Origin of the sequence: Gordonia sp. PvP123, from assembly GCF_040547295.1 — a bacterium.
GTDB classification, from domain to species: domain Bacteria; phylum Actinomycetota; class Actinomycetes; order Mycobacteriales; family Mycobacteriaceae; genus Gordonia; species Gordonia terrae.
Window position 1 is genome coordinate 586,334 of the sequence record NZ_JBEPPN010000001.1, and the last position, 17,601, is coordinate 603,934.

General features: G+C 68.0%; 17 protein-coding genes and 1 tRNA gene. 11 read left to right on the forward strand and 7 right to left on the reverse strand.

Annotated features, from left to right (window positions below; translation table 11 throughout):
- Positions 1-46 precede the first annotated feature (46 nt).
- The 3 genes from ABIC25_RS02655 to ABIC25_RS02665 all read left to right on the forward strand — a co-directional run bounded on the left by ABIC25_RS02655 (position 47) and on the right by ABIC25_RS02665 (position 4,371).
- The gene (locus ABIC25_RS02655) at positions 47-1,834 is read left to right on the forward strand and encodes an AMP-dependent synthetase/ligase (protein WP_101818619.1); all 1,788 of its coding nucleotides are present in this window, start codon (positions 47-49) and stop codon (positions 1,832-1,834) included.
- A 72-nt stretch (positions 1,835-1,906) separates the two neighbouring features.
- On the forward strand, positions 1,907-3,190 hold the full coding sequence (opgC, locus tag ABIC25_RS02660; RefSeq protein WP_354559795.1) for an OpgC domain-containing protein: 1,284 nt from the start codon (positions 1,907-1,909) through the stop codon (positions 3,188-3,190).
- An 8-nt stretch (positions 3,191-3,198) separates the two neighbouring features.
- Positions 3,199-4,371 (forward strand): trans-sulfuration enzyme family protein, encoded by a 1,173-nt coding sequence (locus tag ABIC25_RS02665; RefSeq protein WP_354559797.1) that lies wholly within the window; start codon positions 3,199-3,201, stop codon positions 4,369-4,371.
- 163 nt (positions 4,372-4,534) lie between these two features.
- Here ABIC25_RS02665 and ABIC25_RS02670 read toward each other — a convergent pair whose 3' ends face one another.
- Both ABIC25_RS02670 and ABIC25_RS02675 read right to left on the reverse strand, forming a co-directional pair.
- Positions 4,535-6,085, reverse strand: a complete 1,551-nt coding sequence (locus ABIC25_RS02670) for a DUF7782 domain-containing protein (RefSeq protein ID WP_354559798.1) — start codon at positions 6,083-6,085, stop codon at positions 4,535-4,537.
- A 46-nt stretch (positions 6,086-6,131) separates the two neighbouring features.
- Positions 6,132-6,881 carry an HNH endonuclease family protein gene (locus tag ABIC25_RS02675; RefSeq protein ID WP_420871528.1) on the reverse strand — a complete coding sequence of 250 codons (750 nt, stop codon included), beginning with the start codon at positions 6,879-6,881 and terminating at the stop codon, positions 6,132-6,134.
- A 269-nt stretch (positions 6,882-7,150) separates the two neighbouring features.
- Between ABIC25_RS02675 and ABIC25_RS02680 the strand changes: the two genes are divergently transcribed.
- The 3 genes from ABIC25_RS02680 (at position 7,151) to ABIC25_RS02690 (ending at position 9,827) form a co-directional block, all read left to right on the forward strand.
- Positions 7,151-8,758 carry a hypothetical protein gene (locus ABIC25_RS02680; protein ID WP_354559799.1) on the forward strand — a complete coding sequence of 536 codons (1,608 nt, stop codon included), beginning with the start codon at positions 7,151-7,153 and terminating at the stop codon, positions 8,756-8,758.
- Between the two features lie 75 nt (positions 8,759-8,833).
- Positions 8,834-9,229 carry a histone-like nucleoid-structuring protein Lsr2 gene (locus ABIC25_RS02685; RefSeq protein ID WP_172622052.1) on the forward strand — a complete coding sequence of 132 codons (396 nt, stop codon included), beginning with the start codon at positions 8,834-8,836 and terminating at the stop codon, positions 9,227-9,229.
- Between the two features lie 313 nt (positions 9,230-9,542).
- Positions 9,543-9,827: a hypothetical protein gene (locus tag ABIC25_RS02690; RefSeq protein WP_354559801.1), complete on the forward strand. Its 285-nt coding sequence runs from the start codon at positions 9,543-9,545 to the stop codon at positions 9,825-9,827.
- 1 nt (position 9,828) lies between these two features.
- On the opposite strand, the gene ABIC25_RS02695 is transcribed toward ABIC25_RS02690, so the two are convergent.
- From ABIC25_RS02695 to ABIC25_RS02705, 3 genes are all read right to left on the reverse strand, one after another.
- Positions 9,829-11,211, reverse strand: a complete 1,383-nt coding sequence (locus ABIC25_RS02695; RefSeq protein WP_354559802.1) for an outer membrane protein assembly factor BamB family protein — start codon at positions 11,209-11,211, stop codon at positions 9,829-9,831.
- 2 nt (positions 11,212-11,213) lie between these two features.
- Positions 11,214-12,563, reverse strand: a complete 1,350-nt coding sequence (locus ABIC25_RS02700; RefSeq protein ID WP_354559804.1) for a hypothetical protein — start codon at positions 12,561-12,563, stop codon at positions 11,214-11,216.
- Between the two features lie 64 nt (positions 12,564-12,627).
- Positions 12,628-12,709, reverse strand: a tRNA-Leu gene (locus ABIC25_RS02705).
- 100 nt (positions 12,710-12,809) lie between these two features.
- Here ABIC25_RS02705 and ABIC25_RS02710 point away from each other — a divergent pair.
- The 5 genes from ABIC25_RS02710 (at position 12,810) to ABIC25_RS02730 (ending at position 16,196) form a co-directional block, all read left to right on the forward strand.
- A complete protein-coding gene (locus ABIC25_RS02710; RefSeq protein ID WP_101822820.1) occupies positions 12,810-13,247 on the forward strand; it encodes a transcriptional regulator in 438 nt (145 codons plus the stop codon).
- Complete coding sequence (locus ABIC25_RS02715) at positions 13,244-13,594, forward strand: DUF3817 domain-containing protein (RefSeq protein ID WP_004019538.1); 351 nt, start codon at positions 13,244-13,246, stop codon at positions 13,592-13,594. The genes ABIC25_RS02710 and ABIC25_RS02715 overlap by 4 nt, the downstream gene beginning before the upstream one ends.
- 49 nt (positions 13,595-13,643) lie before the next feature.
- A complete protein-coding gene (locus ABIC25_RS02720) occupies positions 13,644-14,750 on the forward strand; it encodes a glycosyltransferase (protein ID WP_354559806.1) in 1,107 nt (368 codons plus the stop codon).
- A gap of 193 nt (positions 14,751-14,943) precedes the next feature.
- Positions 14,944-15,561, forward strand: a complete 618-nt coding sequence (locus ABIC25_RS02725) for a TetR/AcrR family transcriptional regulator (RefSeq protein ID WP_004019536.1) — start codon at positions 14,944-14,946, stop codon at positions 15,559-15,561.
- Positions 15,558-16,196, forward strand: a complete 639-nt coding sequence (locus ABIC25_RS02730) for a GNAT family N-acetyltransferase (RefSeq protein WP_354559808.1) — start codon at positions 15,558-15,560, stop codon at positions 16,194-16,196. Before ABIC25_RS02725 ends, ABIC25_RS02730 begins: the two co-directional genes overlap by 4 nt.
- Before the next feature lie 28 nt (positions 16,197-16,224).
- Here ABIC25_RS02730 and rdgB read toward each other — a convergent pair whose 3' ends face one another.
- A complete protein-coding gene (rdgB, locus tag ABIC25_RS02735; protein ID WP_101822815.1) occupies positions 16,225-16,839 on the reverse strand; it encodes an RdgB/HAM1 family non-canonical purine NTP pyrophosphatase in 615 nt (204 codons plus the stop codon).
- Positions 16,839-17,594, reverse strand: coding sequence for a ribonuclease PH (gene rph, locus ABIC25_RS02740; RefSeq protein WP_248645211.1), 756 nt, complete (start codon positions 17,592-17,594; stop codon positions 16,839-16,841). The genes rdgB and rph overlap by 1 nt, the downstream gene beginning before the upstream one ends.
- Between the last annotated feature and the right edge of the window lie 7 nt (positions 17,595-17,601).

Here is a 17,601-nt window from a genome sequence, read left to right on the forward strand (position 1 = left end):
TACCGATGTCCGGAATGTCCATTTGTTCTCCCGTCTCAGGAGTGCCATGCAGCAGCAGTACGCCACCCCGTCTGATCTGACGATCGACGACAAGGCGACGACCGTCGACACGATCCTGCGTTACCGCGCCGAGCGCCCCACGATGCCGCTCTTCCGCAAGCGCTCACACAATCAATGGGTCAACGTCACCGCCAAGCACTTCACCGACGAGGTGGACGCGGTCGCCAAGGGACTCATCGCCTCGGGCGTGCAGGCCGGGGACCGCGTCGCCATCCTCTGCTCGACCCGTTACGAGTGGACCGTCCTGGACTACGCGATCTGGCGCGCCGGCGCCTGCACCGTCGCGATCTACGAGACCTCGGCCCCTGACCAGGTCCAGTGGATCCTCGAGGACTCCGGCGCCACCCTGCTGTTCGTCGAGAACCACGAGCACTACACCCGCCACCTCCGGGTGATCGACGAGACAGCGACCCTCAAGGAAACCCTGGTCATCGATGACCACGCGCTTCCCACGGTCACCAAGCGCGGCGCGAAGATCGCCGATGCCGACCTCGACCAGCGTCAGGCGAACGCGTTGTCGTCCGACGCCGCCACGCTGATCTACACGTCGGGCACCACCGGCCGTCCCAAGGGCGTCGTCCTGACACACGCGAACTTCCTCGCCGAGACCGCCGCGACGCGGGACGCGGTCGGCGCCGGAATGCGCGAGGGCAAGTCGACGCTGCTCTTCCTGCCACTGGCCCACATCTTCGCCCGGGTCGTCACCGTCGGGTGCGTGGAGAACGGCGTGATCCTCGGACACACCAACGACCTGACGAACCTCGTGGCCGACCTCGGCGTGTTCAAACCGAACTACGTGCTGTCGGTGCCCCGCGTGTTCGAGAAGGTGTACAACTCCGCCAAGCAGAAGGCCTACGACGGCGGCAAGGGCTCGATCTTCGACAAGGCGACCGACACCGCGATCGAGTTCAGCAAGGCCACCGAGGCCGGCAAGGTCGGACTGGGCCTCAAGCTCCGCCACGCCGTCTTCGACAAGCTGGTCTACGGCAAGCTGCGCGACGCCCTGGGCGGCCAGTGCGAAGGCGCCATCTCCGGCGGCGCCCCGCTCGGCGCGCGTCTCGGCCACTTCTTCCGCGGCGTCGGCATCCCGGTGTACGAGGGCTACGGGCTGTCGGAGACCACCGCGGCGGTCACGGCCAACAACGAGGACAACCAGAAGGTCGGCTCGGTCGGCCGACCGATCCCCGGCGTCACCGTCGCCATCGCCGAGGACGGCGAGGTCCTGCTCAAAGGACCGGTTGTGTTCGGCGGGTACTGGAAGAACCAGGCCGCCACCGACGACGCCATCCGCGACGGCTGGTTCCACACCGGTGACATCGGCACGCTCGACGACGGCTATCTGTTCATCACCGGCCGCAAGAAGGAACTGATCGTAACCGCCGGCGGCAAGAACGTCTCCCCCGCCCAACTCGAGGACACCATCCGGGCGCATCCCCTGGTGAGCCAGTGTCTCGTCGTCGGCGACAACAAGCCGTTCATCGCGGCGCTCATCACCATCGATGCCGAGGCCGTTCCCGGATGGCTCGAGCGCCACGGGCTGCCTGCCGACACCCCGGTCTCCGACCTGGTCGACAATGCCGACCTCAAGGCGGAGATCGACGCCGCGGTGAAGGAGGCCAACACCAAGGTCTCCAACGCCGAGGCGATCAAGAAGTTCTCCATCCTAGAGACCGACTTCACCATCGACACCGGAGAGCTCACCCCGACGATGAAGCTCAAGCGCAACGTCATCCACGACGCGCACAAGGAAGCGATCGCCGACCTCTACACCTGAGCGAATCTCTCAGCACGACTCGCCGCGGCCCGGGATGACCCCGGGCCGCGGCGCTGTCTATCGTGCAAGTCAATGAAACGAGACCTGGCCATCGATGCCACCCGCGGGGTGGCGATCTGGAGCATGATCACGGCGCACTTCGCGCATGAGTCCACGCTGGCCACCCCGACGCACGCCTACCCCTACGTCGACGGCATGTCCGCGTTCGTGATGCTGTCGGGAATCGTCCTCGGCCTCGTCTACCAGCGGTGGGTCGCGCGTCACGGACTCGCCTTCGCCTACCGGCGGCTGGCCAAGCGGATAGTCGTGCTCTATCTGTGCCAGCTGGTCATCGCGCTCGTCGCGGTCGCCGCGGCCCTGGCCGGTCATCGCTGGCTGACGCTCTTGCTGCCGGTCGACGGCTGGGCCGACGGCATCCGGCTCGCGCTGACGATGCAGTACCTGCCGAGCGGCGGCAACATCCTGCTCCTGTACATGGTCCTGCTGATCTCGGCGTTCGGACTCTTCCCTCTACTGCGCCGAGGCTGGTGGATCTGGGTCCTCGCCGCCTCGCTGGGTCTCTACGTGTTCTCGCTGATCTACTCCCCCGGCTGGTTCTACCTCAGCGCCTACCAGGCCGCCCCGCACATCCAGAACGTCGCCGGCTGGCAGATCATGTTCGTCCCCGCGCTCGTCATCGGCTGGAACTGGTCGACCTGGAAGGTCCCGGAGTTCGTCGACCGGTGGCTGGTCGCGATCGTCGTCGTCGCCCTCGCGGTGGCGTTGTTCTTCCACTTCGGCATCGACCACGGCCCCTGGGCGCATCTCGAGCCCTACGTCGCCGACAAGCTGGACTTCCGACCGGCCCGGGCCATCGGCGCGTATCTCGCGATCCCGGCCATCTACGGGCTCTTCCGGCTGTTGCTCAAGTGGTGGCACCACGACTGGCTGCGACCTCTGGTCATGACCGGGACCCGCAGCCTCGACTCCTACGTGATCCAGGCGATCGCCCTCGTCGTGGTCCCCATCCACATCGCGCACCGCCCATGGAACTCGGTCACGATGGACGCCGTGGCGCTACTGGTGTTCGCCGCCTGCTGGGGCTGGGCCGAGTTCCGCCACGTCGCCCACATCGACAAACTGCACAAGCTCCCGGTACGGGTGGTCGACCTCGTCCGCCCACGCCGAGCCGAGGTCGCCCCCGGATCCGGACCCGGCGTACCCCCGTACGAGAAACCGGACGCCACTCGGTCTGCGGGACCGGTCGTCGACGACCTGTCGGCCGGTGTGGTGTCCGACGACCTGTCCGGAATGGATCGGGACGTGATCGACCCGGCCGGGTCAAGCATCGACGAACCGATGGGAGTTCATCCGTGACAGGTGAGATGACACGCAGCGTCCACGCCGGGAACGACGCGTCGGGTCCGTCGGTGCGGACTCCCATCACGATGGCGAATTCGTATCACCTGCCGCCCGAACCCGAGGCGATGAGCTGGTCGGGCACCGAGCAACTGTTCTACACGCGCAACACGGGCGCCAACCAGGTCGCATTGCAGGACAAGCTCGCCGCACTCGAAGATGCCGACGACGCCGTCGTCCTCGCGTCCGGGGTGGCCGCATTGCACGCCGTGTTCTTCACCCTCCTGTCCGCCGGTGACCACGTCGTCGTGTCGGACACGACGTACGAGGCCACGTGGAAACTGTGGTCGGACCTGTTGCCGACGAAATACGGGATCGAGGCGACCTTCGTCGATGTCGGGGATCTGGATGCCACCCGCGCCGCCGTGCGGCCCGGCACCACCCGCATGCTGATCGCCGAGACGATCGCCAACCCGACCACCAAGGTCGCCGACATCGGCGCTCTCGCACAGATCGCCGCCGACACCGGAGCGCTGCTGCTCGTCGACTCGACCTTCACCCCACCGGTGTTGTACCGCCCGCTCGCCGACGGCGCCGATCTGGTCGTGCACTCGCTGACCAAGTACATCAACGGTCACGGTGACGCGATGGGTGGCGCCGTGCTCGGCCGGCCGGACCTGATCGCGCAGATCCGGGAGCAGGCGATGGTCGACGTCGGCGGCGTGATCTCGCCGTTCAACGCGTGGTTGATCGCCCGCGGTGCGATCACCCTGCCACTGCGATTCGCTCAGCATCAACGCAATGCCGAGCGGGTCGCGGCCTTCCTCGACGACGACCCGCGCATCGCCTACGTGCGCTACCCGGGACTGTCGTCGCATCCCGAACACGACCTGGCCGCGCGACAGTTCGGCGGTCGCGGCTTCGGAGGCATGATGGCCTTCGCGGTCCGCGGCGATCCGGCCACCCAGAATCGCTTCGTCTCGGCGCTGACGACGATCACCTCGGCGGTGTCACTCGGTCACGACGAATCGCTCATCGTCCACGTCGGTGCCGACGGGCCGCGGGTCGCCGCGTACCCGGAACCCTTCCGCGAGTGGGGCCATCTGCGATTCTCGGTGGGCCTCGAGGACGCCGACGACCTCATCGCCGACCTCGCCGCAGCGCTCGACGCGACGTTCCCGGCCACCCCAGGTGGTTGAGCCGGCGCCACCCCCTGCTGGTTGAGCCGGCACCGAGCGAAGCGAGGAGCTTCCCCCGCTGGTTGAGCCGGCACCGAGCGAAGCGAGGCGCTTCCCCTGCTGGTTGAGCCGGCACCGAGCGAAGCGAGGAGCCGAGTCGAAACCACCTCCCCCGCAACCACTCTCAGGTCGCTTCGTACAGAATCCCCCGGCCGATCGCCTCACGGACGACGGGCAGCGCGGCGTCGGCCAGGGCGTCGGCATCGACGCCGTGGAAGTCGGCGAGGAGTTCGAGCAGGACACCCAGCGGCACCTGTCCCCGGCAACCGGCGAGCAGGGCGCGCGAGATCTCGTCGACGCCGAGAACTGCGCCGGGACCCCCGGGCCGGCGAACCGCGGCCGACACCTGTTGCCAGCCCTCGTCACCCGGGAGCGAGTGCTCCTCGAGCATGACGGGCGCCACCGACAGCCGCCGCGCGAGCAGTCGGCCGTCGGAGGTCTCCCGCAGGTAGCGCCGTCGCGCGAGAAAGGCCTGCGCCTCGTATCCGGTCACCTCTTCACCGGCGCCGGTGATCTCCTCGACCACGACGTCGGGAGCGCGGTTCTCGTCCGGCATCGGAAGCCGGACGGTGATCGAGCCCATCCCGATCGCCGCGATGCCGTTGGTCTCGAACCATTCGAGCCACTCCGCTCCCCGCTGGGCGGCGTCGGACTCGTCCTCACCGGCGTCGGACAGCCACAGGGAGATGTAGCTGATGGGGTCGGCGACCTCGCGCTGCACGACCCACGCGTCGAGTCCGGTGCCGGCGAGCCACGACCGGACGCGCTCCTCCCACGGTTCGCCGTCGCGGATGATCCAGTTGGCCAGGATCTGGCCGGTGCCACCAGGATTCAGATGCGCGGGCAGCCCGCGGACGAGTTGTTCGCAGAGCCCGTCCCCGACGACCCCGGAATCGCGGTAGATGTAATCCTGGCCACCGGCGCCGACGACGAACGGCGGATTCGACACGATGAGATCGAAGCGTTCCCCGCCGACGGGCTCGAACATGCTGCCCGAGCGCAGATCCCACGACATCCCGTTGAGGCGGGCCGTTGCCGCGGCCAGCGCCAGCGCTCGGTCGTTGGTGTCGGTGGCCACGATCTGCTCGCAGTGGGCGTCGAGATGCAGAGCCTGGATGCCGCACCCGGTACCGATGTCGAGCGCGCGACGGACGGGCTCACGGATGACCGCTCGGGCCAGCGAGATCGACGCACCACCGATCCCCAGGACGTGGTCGCGGGCAACGGGTCCGGGCCGCATCGCGGCGTCCTGATCGGCGACGACGAGGTAGTCGCGGGTGTCGTCGGCGTGCGGCCGGATGTCGAGGTTCGCGCGAACCCGCGACCCATCGACCCGGACCAATACCCCCTGGGCGATCAGCGCGTCGATTCCGGCCGTCGGGAACGACGCGGCGACAGCGTCTTCGGGCTCGTCCGAACCCAACAGGAACAAGCGGATCAGAGTGGCCAGCCGACCGTCCTCGCCTGCGGCGTCGCGCGTGGCGGCGAGCGCAGGCCACCACACACCCCGCACGAGCGCTTCGTGCGCGTCGGCGCCGAGCAGGCCGGTGACGCCGTCGTTCGTGTACCCCGCCGACCGCAGATCGGCACCGAGCGCCGCGACGACGGTGTCGTCGGTCAGCGGATGGCCGGCGGCGTCGTCGGATGGCTGGGGTCGTCCCTGGTCGGCGGTCACGGTCGCCAAGGCTACCGACGAGACCGCCGACCGCGGCCCGACGGGTTCAGCACGATGCGAGCACCCGCCGCATGGCGTCGCGTTCGGCCGGGGTCACCCACAGTCCGTACGACTTCTTGACCTCGATCTGCCGGCCGACGTAAGTACATCGGTACGCCTTGTTCGGCGGGAGCCACGTGGCGGCGTCGCCGTCGCTCTTCCGTTGGTTCACGGTCCCGGAGACGGCCTGCAGATTCCGCGGATCGTTCGCGAACTCGATGCGCTTGCCCGCGGCCCAGCCCGCCGCGCCCTTCTGCCAGGCGTCCGACAACGCGACGACGTGATCTATCTGAACGAGAGCCGACGTCTCCTGTCCTCGGGTGAACGGGATGGTCGTACCGGTGTACGGGTCGGCCAGCGTGCCGGCGAGAACTCGACACCCGTCGTCGTGGACCGTGATCCCGGTGAGGTCTCGGCGGAGGATGTCCTCTCGCGTCCGGCAACCGTTGCGGCCGAACTGCACGTCGACCGCGTCGTCCCACGCCTTGCCGAACCGCGCCCGGGCATAACCGGTCTTGGGGGCACGTCCCTTCACCTGGAGAGTTGCCAGGTCGGCGAGGGCCTGACCGACGCCGGGTACCGGCGTCCGGACCTCTGGTGACGGCAGCGCAGATGTCGACGAGCCGACGGGCGGAGCCGACGGGCGGAGCACCTGCCCCGATTCGGTGTCGGTCCCGGATACGAACAGGGCACCGAGTCCCACGACGACCGACACCGCGGCGATCATCACCGACAACCATGCCGCTCGACGTCTCACCTCGAAATCGTTGCACGACGCACCGACAGTGCTTCCGGTCCACCCGGTGCGCGGACCGGCGCCGCGCACCTTAAGATTCGTTCGACTAACTTCCCCTTCGCGGATTGCTCTGGTCGCGCACGACGCCGTGATGGCGGCGGGCGCCGACACTCCTCGCCGGGGTACCAGACGACTATTCGGGTAGTGGGTGCATGAGTTCAGGTCGGGGCAATGCAGCACGGCGCGTACAGCCATGGGTACTGCGACTCGTCGCGGTGTTCACATTGACGATGTCGCTGCCCACTCTGGCGGCCGGGACGAGCACTGCCGCGATCGTCGGTAGCACGGCACCGTTCTCGGCAGCTCCGCTGCGCGCGACGCCGGTCCACGAGCTCACCCCGACCGTCGATCCGGAAACCGAGACCTATCCGGAACGCCTCGAACGCATCGAGACCCTGACCCACCCCCTGCTGCCGACGCCGAAGTCGCTCGAGGGCGCCGAGACACGCTGCGCGAGCGGCGATTTCACCACCCTGTCGGTCGTGTACGAGTCGATCTTCGAGGCCGTCTACGACATCCTGCCGCCCTCGTTGCAGGCGTCGGCTCGCGCGAGCCGGGCTGCGGCGCATCGCGACATGCGCAGGCTGCACATCTCGACCCTCGCCGTGACCGAGCATCCGCTCACCCTCGGTGCCGACGACGACGATCCCGCCCTCGACTACCGCGACCCGATCTCGCAGCTTCTCGTCTCGAACCTCCTCAAGATCCGCGACGGCCGGCACACCGAGGCGATCCCGCTCGGGAACATCACCGTGATCCAGGCCGTCGAAACGGTGTGGCTGTACATGTTCACCACCGTCCTGATCCCGGCCCGGCTCCTCGTCGGGTCGGCACCGGACCTCGGCAGTCCGTTCGCCGGCACCGACGCCGACGGCCTCGCGCAGTTCGTCACATACAACTGGCTGCTGTCCGCCTTCGTCTTCTCGTCCGAATTCGCGGTGAAGGCCCTCTTGCGCGCCACGGCGAAGACCGTTCTCGACCAATGCGTCGCACGAGTGACCGACGAGCAGCGCGCCCAGGCGGGACGCCCGAGTGACACCGTCCGCTTCGACATCCCCATCCCGCCGATGGTGGCCGAGATCGCCGACCACCTCGCACTGGCCGATGTCGAGACCTGCACGCCGATCGGCTCCCTCACGCTCGGCCGGTTGGTCCGCTACGTGTCCGCGCAGGCGCAGGAGAACAACCCCGCCGATGCAGCCAGGATTCGCGGCGAGACGACGCGAATCCTGAGCGTCATGCGCGGAATCCGCATCCACCACAACCTGATCCCGCTCGACCCGGCGGAGGATCGCTCCGTCGGGGAACTGGGCGTCTCGCTCTTCGGTTCCCTGATCCCGATCTTCGGCGGCGCCCCGCTCGACATCTTGCTCGGCATCGGACACAACCTCGGCCACGGCGCGGATCCCTGGGAAACCGTGTCGCTCGACGAGCTCACCGTCAGCAAACCGATCACCGCGGCGCACTACGCGTACAAACTCGCGCTGCACCTGATCCGTGAGGTCGGCAATGTCGTCGAGCCGTCCATCCTCGGAGACAGCCCACTGCGTCCGACCCGCCTGCTGGTGACCGTATTGGGACTGCCGATGACCTATGGGCTGGTGACCGCGCACCATGTGATCCGGTCGATGTGCCTGCGCGTCGACGACACCACCGGTAGCGGGTTGGGCGCCGAGGCGAACCGACGGAAGACAACCGACCCCACTCCGCGAGTCGGCGTGACCCGGAAACGCGAATCAACCCGGCCGTCGGCGTCAAGAACTGCGGAGCCGTCGCGAGCCACCTCCACGATTCCGTGTCCCGAAGCACCTCGATTCAGCATTCCCGGCCTGAATTGAGCGGACGAGTCCGCATTCGACGGACTTGTCGCTCTATATCCGAAGTGACTCCCGACACCGGGAATGCAGACGTCCATGAATCCGCCTCGTCTTTCGACTACCGTGGTCAGTGTGTCGAAAATACAGACAGTGACCTTTGTCGACGATCTTGACGGTCGCGAACTCGATCCCCAAGACGCACAGACGGTTTCGTGGTCGTGGCTCGGCGTAGACTACGAACTAGACGTGTCCTCGACCAATCTCGACAAGATCGAGCAGGGAAAAGTGACCGTCGCGAAATTGCTCAAGGCGTCGACCCGAGTCGGTGGGCGTCGGCGGTCACCATCCGCACGAACGAAGACCAATTCCGGCGGGGCCGGTTCGTCGGTGAATGCCTCAATTCGGGAATGGGCGGCCGACAACGGTTACGAGGTCTCCGCTCGCGGCCGGATTCCGAACGACATTGTCGAGGCGTACAACGCCGCCCACTGATCCAGTCGACGACTGCCTGATCGATCGCCAGAGTCCGATACCGCGGACTCTGGCGATCCGCATTTTGGCCAGGCCGTCACGTACACCCTGATCGCGATCGCGCTGCGCCGCAGACGATTCGGTACACACGACGGAAACTCACTGCGGCGTCGAATCGAGACGCTGGGCCGGCTCCGTCGCACGAGCAGCACCTTCCGCGACATTCACGCTGTCAATGGACTCATTTGATAAGCTGATGCGCACGAACGGTGTGCCACCGGCGTGCGGAGCAGTTCACCGTCGGAGGCCACCCCGAGGGGGACAGGACAATCGGATGAGCACAACGGAGAACGAGCCGGTCGACCACGACGGCGCTGACAGTGAGGCCCCGGACGAGGTCGCCGTGGCGGCACGGGTCAGGGTCACACTCGACGACGGTTCGACCAGAGAGGGCGAGGTCGTCGACGACTTCGCGGACCTGGCCGGCGACACCACCATCGAAACCCGCATCGACGACGAGCACACCGCGCGCCTGCGCCGCTGGGCGATCTCGACCGACGATCACGACATCGTCTTCGCCGACGACGACGCGGTCGAGGTCATCCCGGCCCAGATGTGACTCAGAGGGGCGCGAGCCTGATCATTCGACGGTCCGACGAGAAGATCCACCCGTCGCCGTAGGGCTCGAGTGCTGTGCCGGTGACGAACGCATCCGGGTCGGAATCGATGGCGAGGAACGGTGCCGTCCACGCGATCTCGCCGGTGGTCACGTCGACAGCGGTGAGGGTGACGCCATCACTGCCGGCCAACAGACGGTCGCGATAGCCATCTGGGTTCACGCCGGCAGAAGCATCGTCGCGCCACGCTCTGTGCCACAAACGTTTACCGGTTCTGAGGTCGACACCACCGTCGCTGCGGGCGGTGCTGTCCGTCACGTACACAACGCCGCCGGCGACCGCGGTCACGGCTCCGGTTGCGTTGGTGTCGCGCGATGTGAGGTCGCTGTTCGTCCACAATCGGTCGCCGGTGGCGCGGTCGTAGGCCGAGTCGCCGAGTAGGACGGGGTCGGAGTCGGTCGTGGACTCGTACCCCGGCCGTTGGACGGTGGGATTCGAGCTCGACGCGACCACCTTCCCGTCCGGCACCCTGAGCAGTTGCTCGGACGCATTGCCGGCCGACTCGCAGCCGGTGTCGGCGTGGACGAGGAACCCGCCCGGCAGCAGCGACGAGGTTCCGACGCATTGTGTTCCGTTACTCCACAATTCGGCGCCCGATCCGGCATCGAACAGGGCGACGTCGCCACCGGTGCGCACGAGCCCGACACCATCGATCACGGTGAGCGCCTCGCTGCTGTACACCTCCTCATAGGAGGCACCGACGTCGAATTGGCGGGTCCAGTGAGCCGACACGTCGTCGAAGGTGCCCGAGTGGACTCGCACGTCGTTCTCCTCGACGCTGCCCTCGGCGACGTACAGGGCGTCAGACGTGGTCGCGATGGCGAAGATACTCTCGGACACCGTGCGTCGTGTCGAGTCACCCGAGTCGATGTCGTAGCTGACGAGTTCGTGGTCCTTCTGAAGGGCGTGGCAGTAGATCTTGCCGTGGAGCGGAACATCACTGCAGCTGACGAGATCGTGCGCGGGAGCCTGCCAGCGCACGTCTCCGCTGCCCGCGTCGATGCCGATCATCAGGGGATCACCGAGGGTCGTCCCCTCATTCGGGGTGCCGACGACAGTGAGAAGCGTGTCGCCGGACCGGATCATCCCCGGCTCGCCTGCGGCGAACGCGGTTCCTCCGCGCGGGTCGGCGAACGCGGCGAACGGACGACCCAGCGACTCCGCGGGATCGAGCGACCAGGCGAGACCAGGCGTCCCCGCAGTGGTTCCGGTGATCTTCTTGACCGTCGACGGAACGCGGTCCACCCACACCACGGCCGCCGCGGAGACCGTCACGACCGCGACCACCGCGGCGGCAACCAGCGTCCAGGTACTCCGGGCCGGCATCGTCAGAGCTCCAATCCTGGTGTCAACGCGATGTTCTCGAGCTCTTTCATCGGCAGCGGCTCGGTCGGCGAGGCTGCCGAGGAACTGACCGAGACGCGGGTGCCCGTCGGGCGGGTCACCACCACGGAATGGGTCGTCTCACGGATCTGTTCGCGTGGGTCGGTCGTCGACGACCTCGACTGCGACATGACGTCGGTCTGCACCAGGGTCCCATCGGGAAGGGCGCGCAGCGTCTTCGGGCTACCCCGGCCCGGAACCGGGCGTTCTGCGGACGGCCTCGGCTGGCCACCGATGATCGTGATGTCTATGGCCACACCATCCCCGAGATCCGCGACACCGGTGCACAGCATGCCCTCCGCGGGCGAACCCACCGGCGCCATGGGCGGCAACCGCGCGCCGCCGAGATCGACGGTGGCGAGAACCGCGTCGAGTTCGCGTGCCTCCTCACGCGTCACCGGGGTGCCCTTGTACGACTCGAAAGGGCTCTCACAGTGTTCGATCGGCGTCGGCGTACCCGGGGCAACCGGGGTGCTGACACGAAGTCCCGGGTCGTCGACGATGCGCACCAGGTCGTCGATGGACAACGGCACCGAGCCGCTGCGGTCTTGCTGGTTCGCACCGGTCGCGTCACTGGCCCGCGCGGCGATCCAGGATCCGTCGGCCACGTAGGCGCGGGCCGTCCTGCTGAGGGTGCGAACGCCGTCCACTTCCTGCCAAGTGTCGTGGACGTCGACCACCACGCCGTCGCGCAGAGTGCGGCGTTCATCGAGTTGCCCTGCCACACAGGGCGGAATCGGTAGCGACGAGCGTTGTACATCGACAGACACCGAGCCCCTCGCATCTCCGTTGATCAGCTCACCCCCGGCGTACGTCGACCCGCGGGGCTCCGGGGCCGGGGCCTTGAAAGAGGTGATCGGCTGGAAGATGAACGATTGCCGCGGGCTCGCGAAGGCGATCTCGGCCCGGGCCGGGAGCGCTCTCGCCAGCGCGGTGGACATCGCGGTCGCCTTCGGTCCGTTGAACCACGGGAACTCCGGATTGTCGTATGTCGGCGGCGGCCCCATTCCGGTGAACGCGGTGTAGCCCGACTCCTCGGGCACCTCCACGATGTCGCATCCGGGGATCGGTGCTTTCGGGTCGACCGGCTCGTCGACCACCGTCGGTGCCTCGGTGGCAGCGGGATCGGACTGCTCGGTCCCGGACGACGCCGGCGGCGGTGTCGTCGTGAGTCCGGGATCGGGTGACGGCAGCACGAGCCCGACCACCACGAACGCGAGAGCGACGATCGACACCAGCACCAGCGCAGAGGTCCAAGTCCGCGTCGACGGCGACGAACTCGTGTCGTCCAGCATCTCTGCCGACCCCGCTTCCGTCGACGGACGCGTCACGCCGGACCGCGCCGAACACAATTCAGAGTGCGCGAGGGGGGACTTGAACCCCCACGTCCTGAGACACTGGAACCTAAATCCAGCGCGTCTGCCAATTCCGCCACTCGCGCGTGGGCGCGACGCCCCAGGAAGGCGGGGAGTCACGCAGTGTAACGGCGACCACCCTACCGGCCGCGTTCTGATCATCGCAGGCCAGGTACCGTCGTAGGCATGTCCTCCACCCGTCGCCGCGCCCACCGGCCCGCGCTCACGGTGCTCGCCGTCTCCGCCGCCGTGGTGTGCCTGGCGCTTGCGTGGTGGCAGTGGTCGCGGTACGAGTCGGCGTCTGGTTCCGGATTGAACCTCGGTTACGCCCTGCAGTGGCCGGCGTTCGCGGCGGCGGTGATCTACGCCTATCGAAAGTTCGTCATCCTGGAGAGCGATCCCGACGAGGCACGCAGGGTCGGCGCCGGGAAGTCCACGGACCAGATCCCCGAGGGAATCCTCCCCGAACGTCCGACGACTCCCAGTGCGTCGTCACTGACCTCGTCGGACCCCGCGAACGACGTCGCCCTCGCCGAGTACAACCGCTATCTGGCCGAGCTCCGCGACGCCGACGCCCGTCCGACCGACACGAAACCCACCCCCTCATCGAAAGGCCAGCAGTGACCGAGACCGATTCCACCGCCCCCGCCCTCGCCGCCCCGGTGGAGAAGGTCCGCGGCGCGTTGTTGCGGTATCGCGTCCTCGCCTGGATCACCGGCGTGTGGTTGCTGCTGCTCGTCGTCGAGCTCGTGCTGACGTACGGCTTCGACAATCACGCACTCGACTTCGTGCCGTTCGTGCACGGCTGGGTCTACTTCGTCTACCTGATCATGGCCATCGACCTGGCGATCAAGGTGCGCTGGAGTGTGGGCAAGACCGTCATCACCGCCATCGCCGGCACGATTCCCTTCCTGTCCTTCTGGTTCGAGCACAAGCGCACCCAGGAAGTGAAGGCGCAGTTCAACCTCTGATATCCCCACGCTGGACGTCCGTTCACCCGGGTCCGGCTCACTGGACTCCGTGCGGATCGTCCAGCTCGCGAACTTCTACGGCGGACGCTCCGGCGGTCTGCGCACCGCGGTGGACCGCTGGGGCGCCGGCTACGTGGAGGCAGGTCACGACGTCGTCCTGATCGTCCCCGGCGCCGACCCCGGCGAGGAGGCACTTCCCTCCGGTGTCACCCGGATCACCGTCGCAGCACCACGCATCCCGGCCTCGGGCGGCTACCGCCTCGCGTCTGCGCGTCGCGTCGCCGACGTCCTCGCCCATCTCCACCCCGACGCCCTCGAGGTCTCTGACCGCCTGACCCTCCGCGGTTTCGGCCGGTGGGCGCGCGCCCGGGACATCCATTCGACGATGGTGTCCCACGAGCGCCTCGACCGCCTACTCGGTCAGATCATGCCCGGCCCGACGGCGCGGGCGCTCGCCGATCGAGCCAACGCGGCCACCGCCCGCGACTACGACACCGTCGTCTGCACCACCGACTTCGCCGCCGCGGAGTTCGATCGCGTCGCGGCGCCCAACGTCGTCCGTGCTCCGCTGGGTGTCGACCTCGACGTCTTCGACCCGCGGCACCTCGATCCCAATCTGGGCGAGCAATGGTCCGACGGCACCGGCGCGCTCATCGCCCACTGCGGACGCCTCTCGGTGGAGAAGCGCGCCGACCGAAGCATCGCGGCACTCAACAGGCTCCACCGTTCCGGGACGCCCGCACATCTGGTGGTCGCGGGCGACGGGCCGATGCGAGGCCCGCTGCAACACCTGGCGCGCGGACTACCGGTGACATTTCTGGGGCACCTCACGGACCGGCGGCAGGTCGCCGCACTCCTCGCGAGCGCCGACCTCTCGCTCTCCCCCGGGCCGCACGAGACGTTCTGCCTCTCCGCGCTGGAATCACTGGCCGCCGGTACACCGGTCATCGGATCGCGCTCGTCGGCCGTCGCGAGCCTCGTCGACGACACGTGCGGCGCTGCTGCCGAAAATTCCGGGTCGGGCTTCGCCAGCGCGATCCGGCAGGTGCTCAGCCTCCCTCGGCTCGATCGCGAACGAGCGGCCCGGCACCGGGCCACCCAGTACCGCTGGCCCGATTCGGTCGCGCGGATGCTGGGTGTCCACGCCGGCAGCTGATCACCCTCGCACCTCTCCCGTGCACGGTCGATGAATGTCGACGCGCTCTCGACGGGATCGGACGCGCGCTCGACGGACCGGGCGAGACCGCCAGGACCCTCGCATTCCCTCGGGGATTGAAACTGTACCGTCTGGACGGTACAGTTGTAGATGACGTCAGGAGACCCCCGGGTCCGATCAGAAGGAGGACGACATGGGACGCACATCCGGACGCACCGCCGCCGATACGCGACGGTCCATCCTCGACGCCGCGGCCCGTCTCGTCGCGCGCCAGGGTGCCGCGGTATCGGTGTCCGAGATCGCCGCCGCGGCCGGGGTGTCGAAAGGCGGGTTGCTCTATCACTTTCCCGCCAAAGACGGACTGCTCGAAGAACTCGCCGCCGACCTGATGGCCAAGTTCCGGGCCGAGGTCGAACGAGTCGCCGGCGAGGAGGCCGAGACACCGGGACGACTCACCAGGGCCTACATCCGGGTGAGTTTCGCCGACGCCCGGGACTCCGCCGGTCTGCGCGACCAGATCGCTTTGGCCGCGAGCCTGATGTACGAACCGGGCCCGGCCGAACTCGCCCAGCAGGACGCCGATCACTGGCGAACCACGCTGGCCGACGACGGCCTCGACCCGGCGATCACACGACTCATCATCGCGGCCGCCGATGGCTCGAACACCGCCCCGCTCTGGGGAGCGGTCCTCGACGACGGCGACCGGGCCGCACTCGAAGCAGACCTCATCGCACTCACCCACGGCTCGGGTCCGGTCGCCCCCAACCCGACAACCACACTCGACAACACCTACGAAAAGAAGGGATCATGACCGACATCACTTATCGCCCATACCGTTCCACCGACGCCGAGGACGTCAAGAAGATCATCGACGAGGCGTTCTTCATCCACCGGTACGTCCGCGGTCGTCGCGTTCTCGACAGCGCACTCGAGGTCTATCTGCGTGAGCAACTGGTGGCGAGCACCTGGAGCCGCGTCGCCGAGAAGGACGGTCACGTGGTCGGGATCATCCTGGGACGTGTCGACGGTGAGCCGCACCTGCCCGAGCGGGCGACGAACAGGGCACTGCTCTGGGCACACACCGCCCGAGCCGCCGTTCTCGGACTACCCCAGCTGAAGTCGCTGCGCGGCTTCTTCGCATACGAATCGGTGGCCCACCGGCTCGGCGCCCGCACCGGCAGGCCGCTCGACGACGAACTGACCCTCTTCGCCGTCGCCTCCACCACCCGGGGACACGGCGTCGGAGCCGCACTCTACCGCGCGTTCCTGGACCATCTCCGGGGACGCGGCCGCTCGGACTTCCATCTGTACACGGACTCGCTGTGCACATTCGGATTCTATGAGCGACAAGGGATGTCGCGTGCCGGCGCCGACGACATGAACATCTTGCTCGACGGCCGGCCCCATACGTTGGGCGTCTACATGTACACCGGCACGGCGAGCTGATCTCGTCCGCGCGTCGACGCGACGGGCGTCAGCCCGCGAGCGCGCGCAGCGCCGGGACCAACTGCGCCAGCGCTTTTCCGCGGTGACTGAGCCCGTCTTTCTCCCCCGGCGACAATTCCGCCGCGGACCGGCCGGCGGCGATCTCGTCCTCGGGGGCGAACAGCGGGTCGTAGCCGAATCCGTGCGGCCCGCGTTCTTCCCGCAGGACGCGTCCACGCCACTCGCCGCGCACCACCGTCTCGGTCCCGTCCGGCAGCACGAGGGCGCACGCCGACACGAACGCCGCGCCGCGGCGTTCGTCCGGGGTGTCCGACAACTGGGCCAGCAGGAGCGCGTTGTTGGCCGGGTCGTCGCCGTGCCGGCCCGACCAGCGCGCCGACAGCACGCCCGGCATTCCGTTCAGGGCATCGACCGCGATACCGGAATCATCGGCGAGACAGGGCAACCCGGTCGCTCGAGCACCTGCGTGAGCCTTGATCAGCGCGTTGTCCTCGAAGGTGGCGCCGGTCTCGGGCTCCTCCGGGTAGTCGGGCACCGCGTCGAGGCCGACGATCTCGACCCCGGTGATGCCCGCGGCATCGACGACGCGCTGGAGTTCGGCGAGCTTCTTGGCATTGCGGCTCGCCAGGAGCACCGAGGACATCAGGCCCGTCCGGGGAGTTCGCCCGGGTACGGTTCGGCGAGCACCGCGCGCTGAGCCTCGAACAGCTTCTCGGTACCGACGGCGGCGACGTCGAGCAGCGCATCGAGCGTCGAACGCGGGAAGGTCGCTCCCTCGCCGGTGCCCTGCACCTCGACGAGGGTGCCGGCATCGGTGGCCACGACGTTCATGTCCACCTCGGCCCGCGAATCCTCCTCGTAGGGAAGGTCGAGTCGGACACGGCCGTCGACGACACCGACGCTCACCGCGGCGATCGCGCACGAAAGAGGTTGCGGGTCGGACAGTTTGCCCGCCGCGCGCAGGTAGGTGACCGCATCTGCCAGCGCGACATAGGCGCCGGTGATGGCCGCGGTGCGGGTACCGCCGTCGGCCTGCAGGACGTCGCAGTCGAGAGCGATGGTGTTCTCGCCCAGCGCGCCGAGATCGATGCACGCGCGCAGCGAGCGACCGATCAACCGACTGATCTCGTGGGTGCGTCCGCCGACCCGCCCCTTGACCGACTCACGCGACGACCGATCGTGGGTGGCGGCCGGCAGCATCGCGTACTCCGCGGTCAGCCACCCGAGCCCGGAACCACGACGCCAGGGCGGCACGCCGTCGGTGACACTCGCGGTGCACATCACCCGGGTCCTGCCGAACTCCACCAGGACCGAACCCGCCGGGTGGCTGGTGAACCCGCGGGTGAACGTGATGGGACGGAGTTCGTCGTCGGCTCTGCCGTCAGCTCGTGTGGTCACGGGTCTC

Coding starts and splice junctions, on each gene's coding strand:
- ABIC25_RS02655 (WP_101818619.1), top strand. CDS start 47: ATGCAGCAGCAGTACGCCACCCCGTCTGATCTGACGATCGACGACAAG.
- opgC (WP_354559795.1), top strand. CDS start 1,907: ATGAAACGAGACCTGGCCATCGATGCCACCCGCGGGGTGGCGATCTGG.
- ABIC25_RS02665 (WP_354559797.1), top strand. CDS start 3,199: ATGACACGCAGCGTCCACGCCGGGAACGACGCGTCGGGTCCGTCGGTG.
- ABIC25_RS02680 (WP_354559799.1), top strand. CDS start 7,151: ATGTCGCTGCCCACTCTGGCGGCCGGGACGAGCACTGCCGCGATCGTC.
- ABIC25_RS02685 (WP_172622052.1), top strand. CDS start 8,834: ATGAATCCGCCTCGTCTTTCGACTACCGTGGTCAGTGTGTCGAAAATA.
- ABIC25_RS02690 (WP_354559801.1), top strand. CDS start 9,543: ATGAGCACAACGGAGAACGAGCCGGTCGACCACGACGGCGCTGACAGT.
- ABIC25_RS02695 (WP_354559802.1), bottom strand. CDS start 11,211: ATGCCGGCCCGGAGTACCTGGACGCTGGTTGCCGCCGCGGTGGTCGCG.
- ABIC25_RS02700 (WP_354559804.1), bottom strand. CDS start 12,563: ATGCTGGACGACACGAGTTCGTCGCCGTCGACGCGGACTTGGACCTCT.
- ABIC25_RS02710 (WP_101822820.1), top strand. CDS start 12,810: ATGTCCTCCACCCGTCGCCGCGCCCACCGGCCCGCGCTCACGGTGCTC.
- ABIC25_RS02725 (WP_004019536.1), top strand. CDS start 14,944: ATGGGACGCACATCCGGACGCACCGCCGCCGATACGCGACGGTCCATC.
- ABIC25_RS02730 (WP_354559808.1), top strand. CDS start 15,558: ATGACCGACATCACTTATCGCCCATACCGTTCCACCGACGCCGAGGAC.
- rdgB (WP_101822815.1), bottom strand. CDS start 16,839: ATGTCCTCGGTGCTCCTGGCGAGCCGCAATGCCAAGAAGCTCGCCGAA.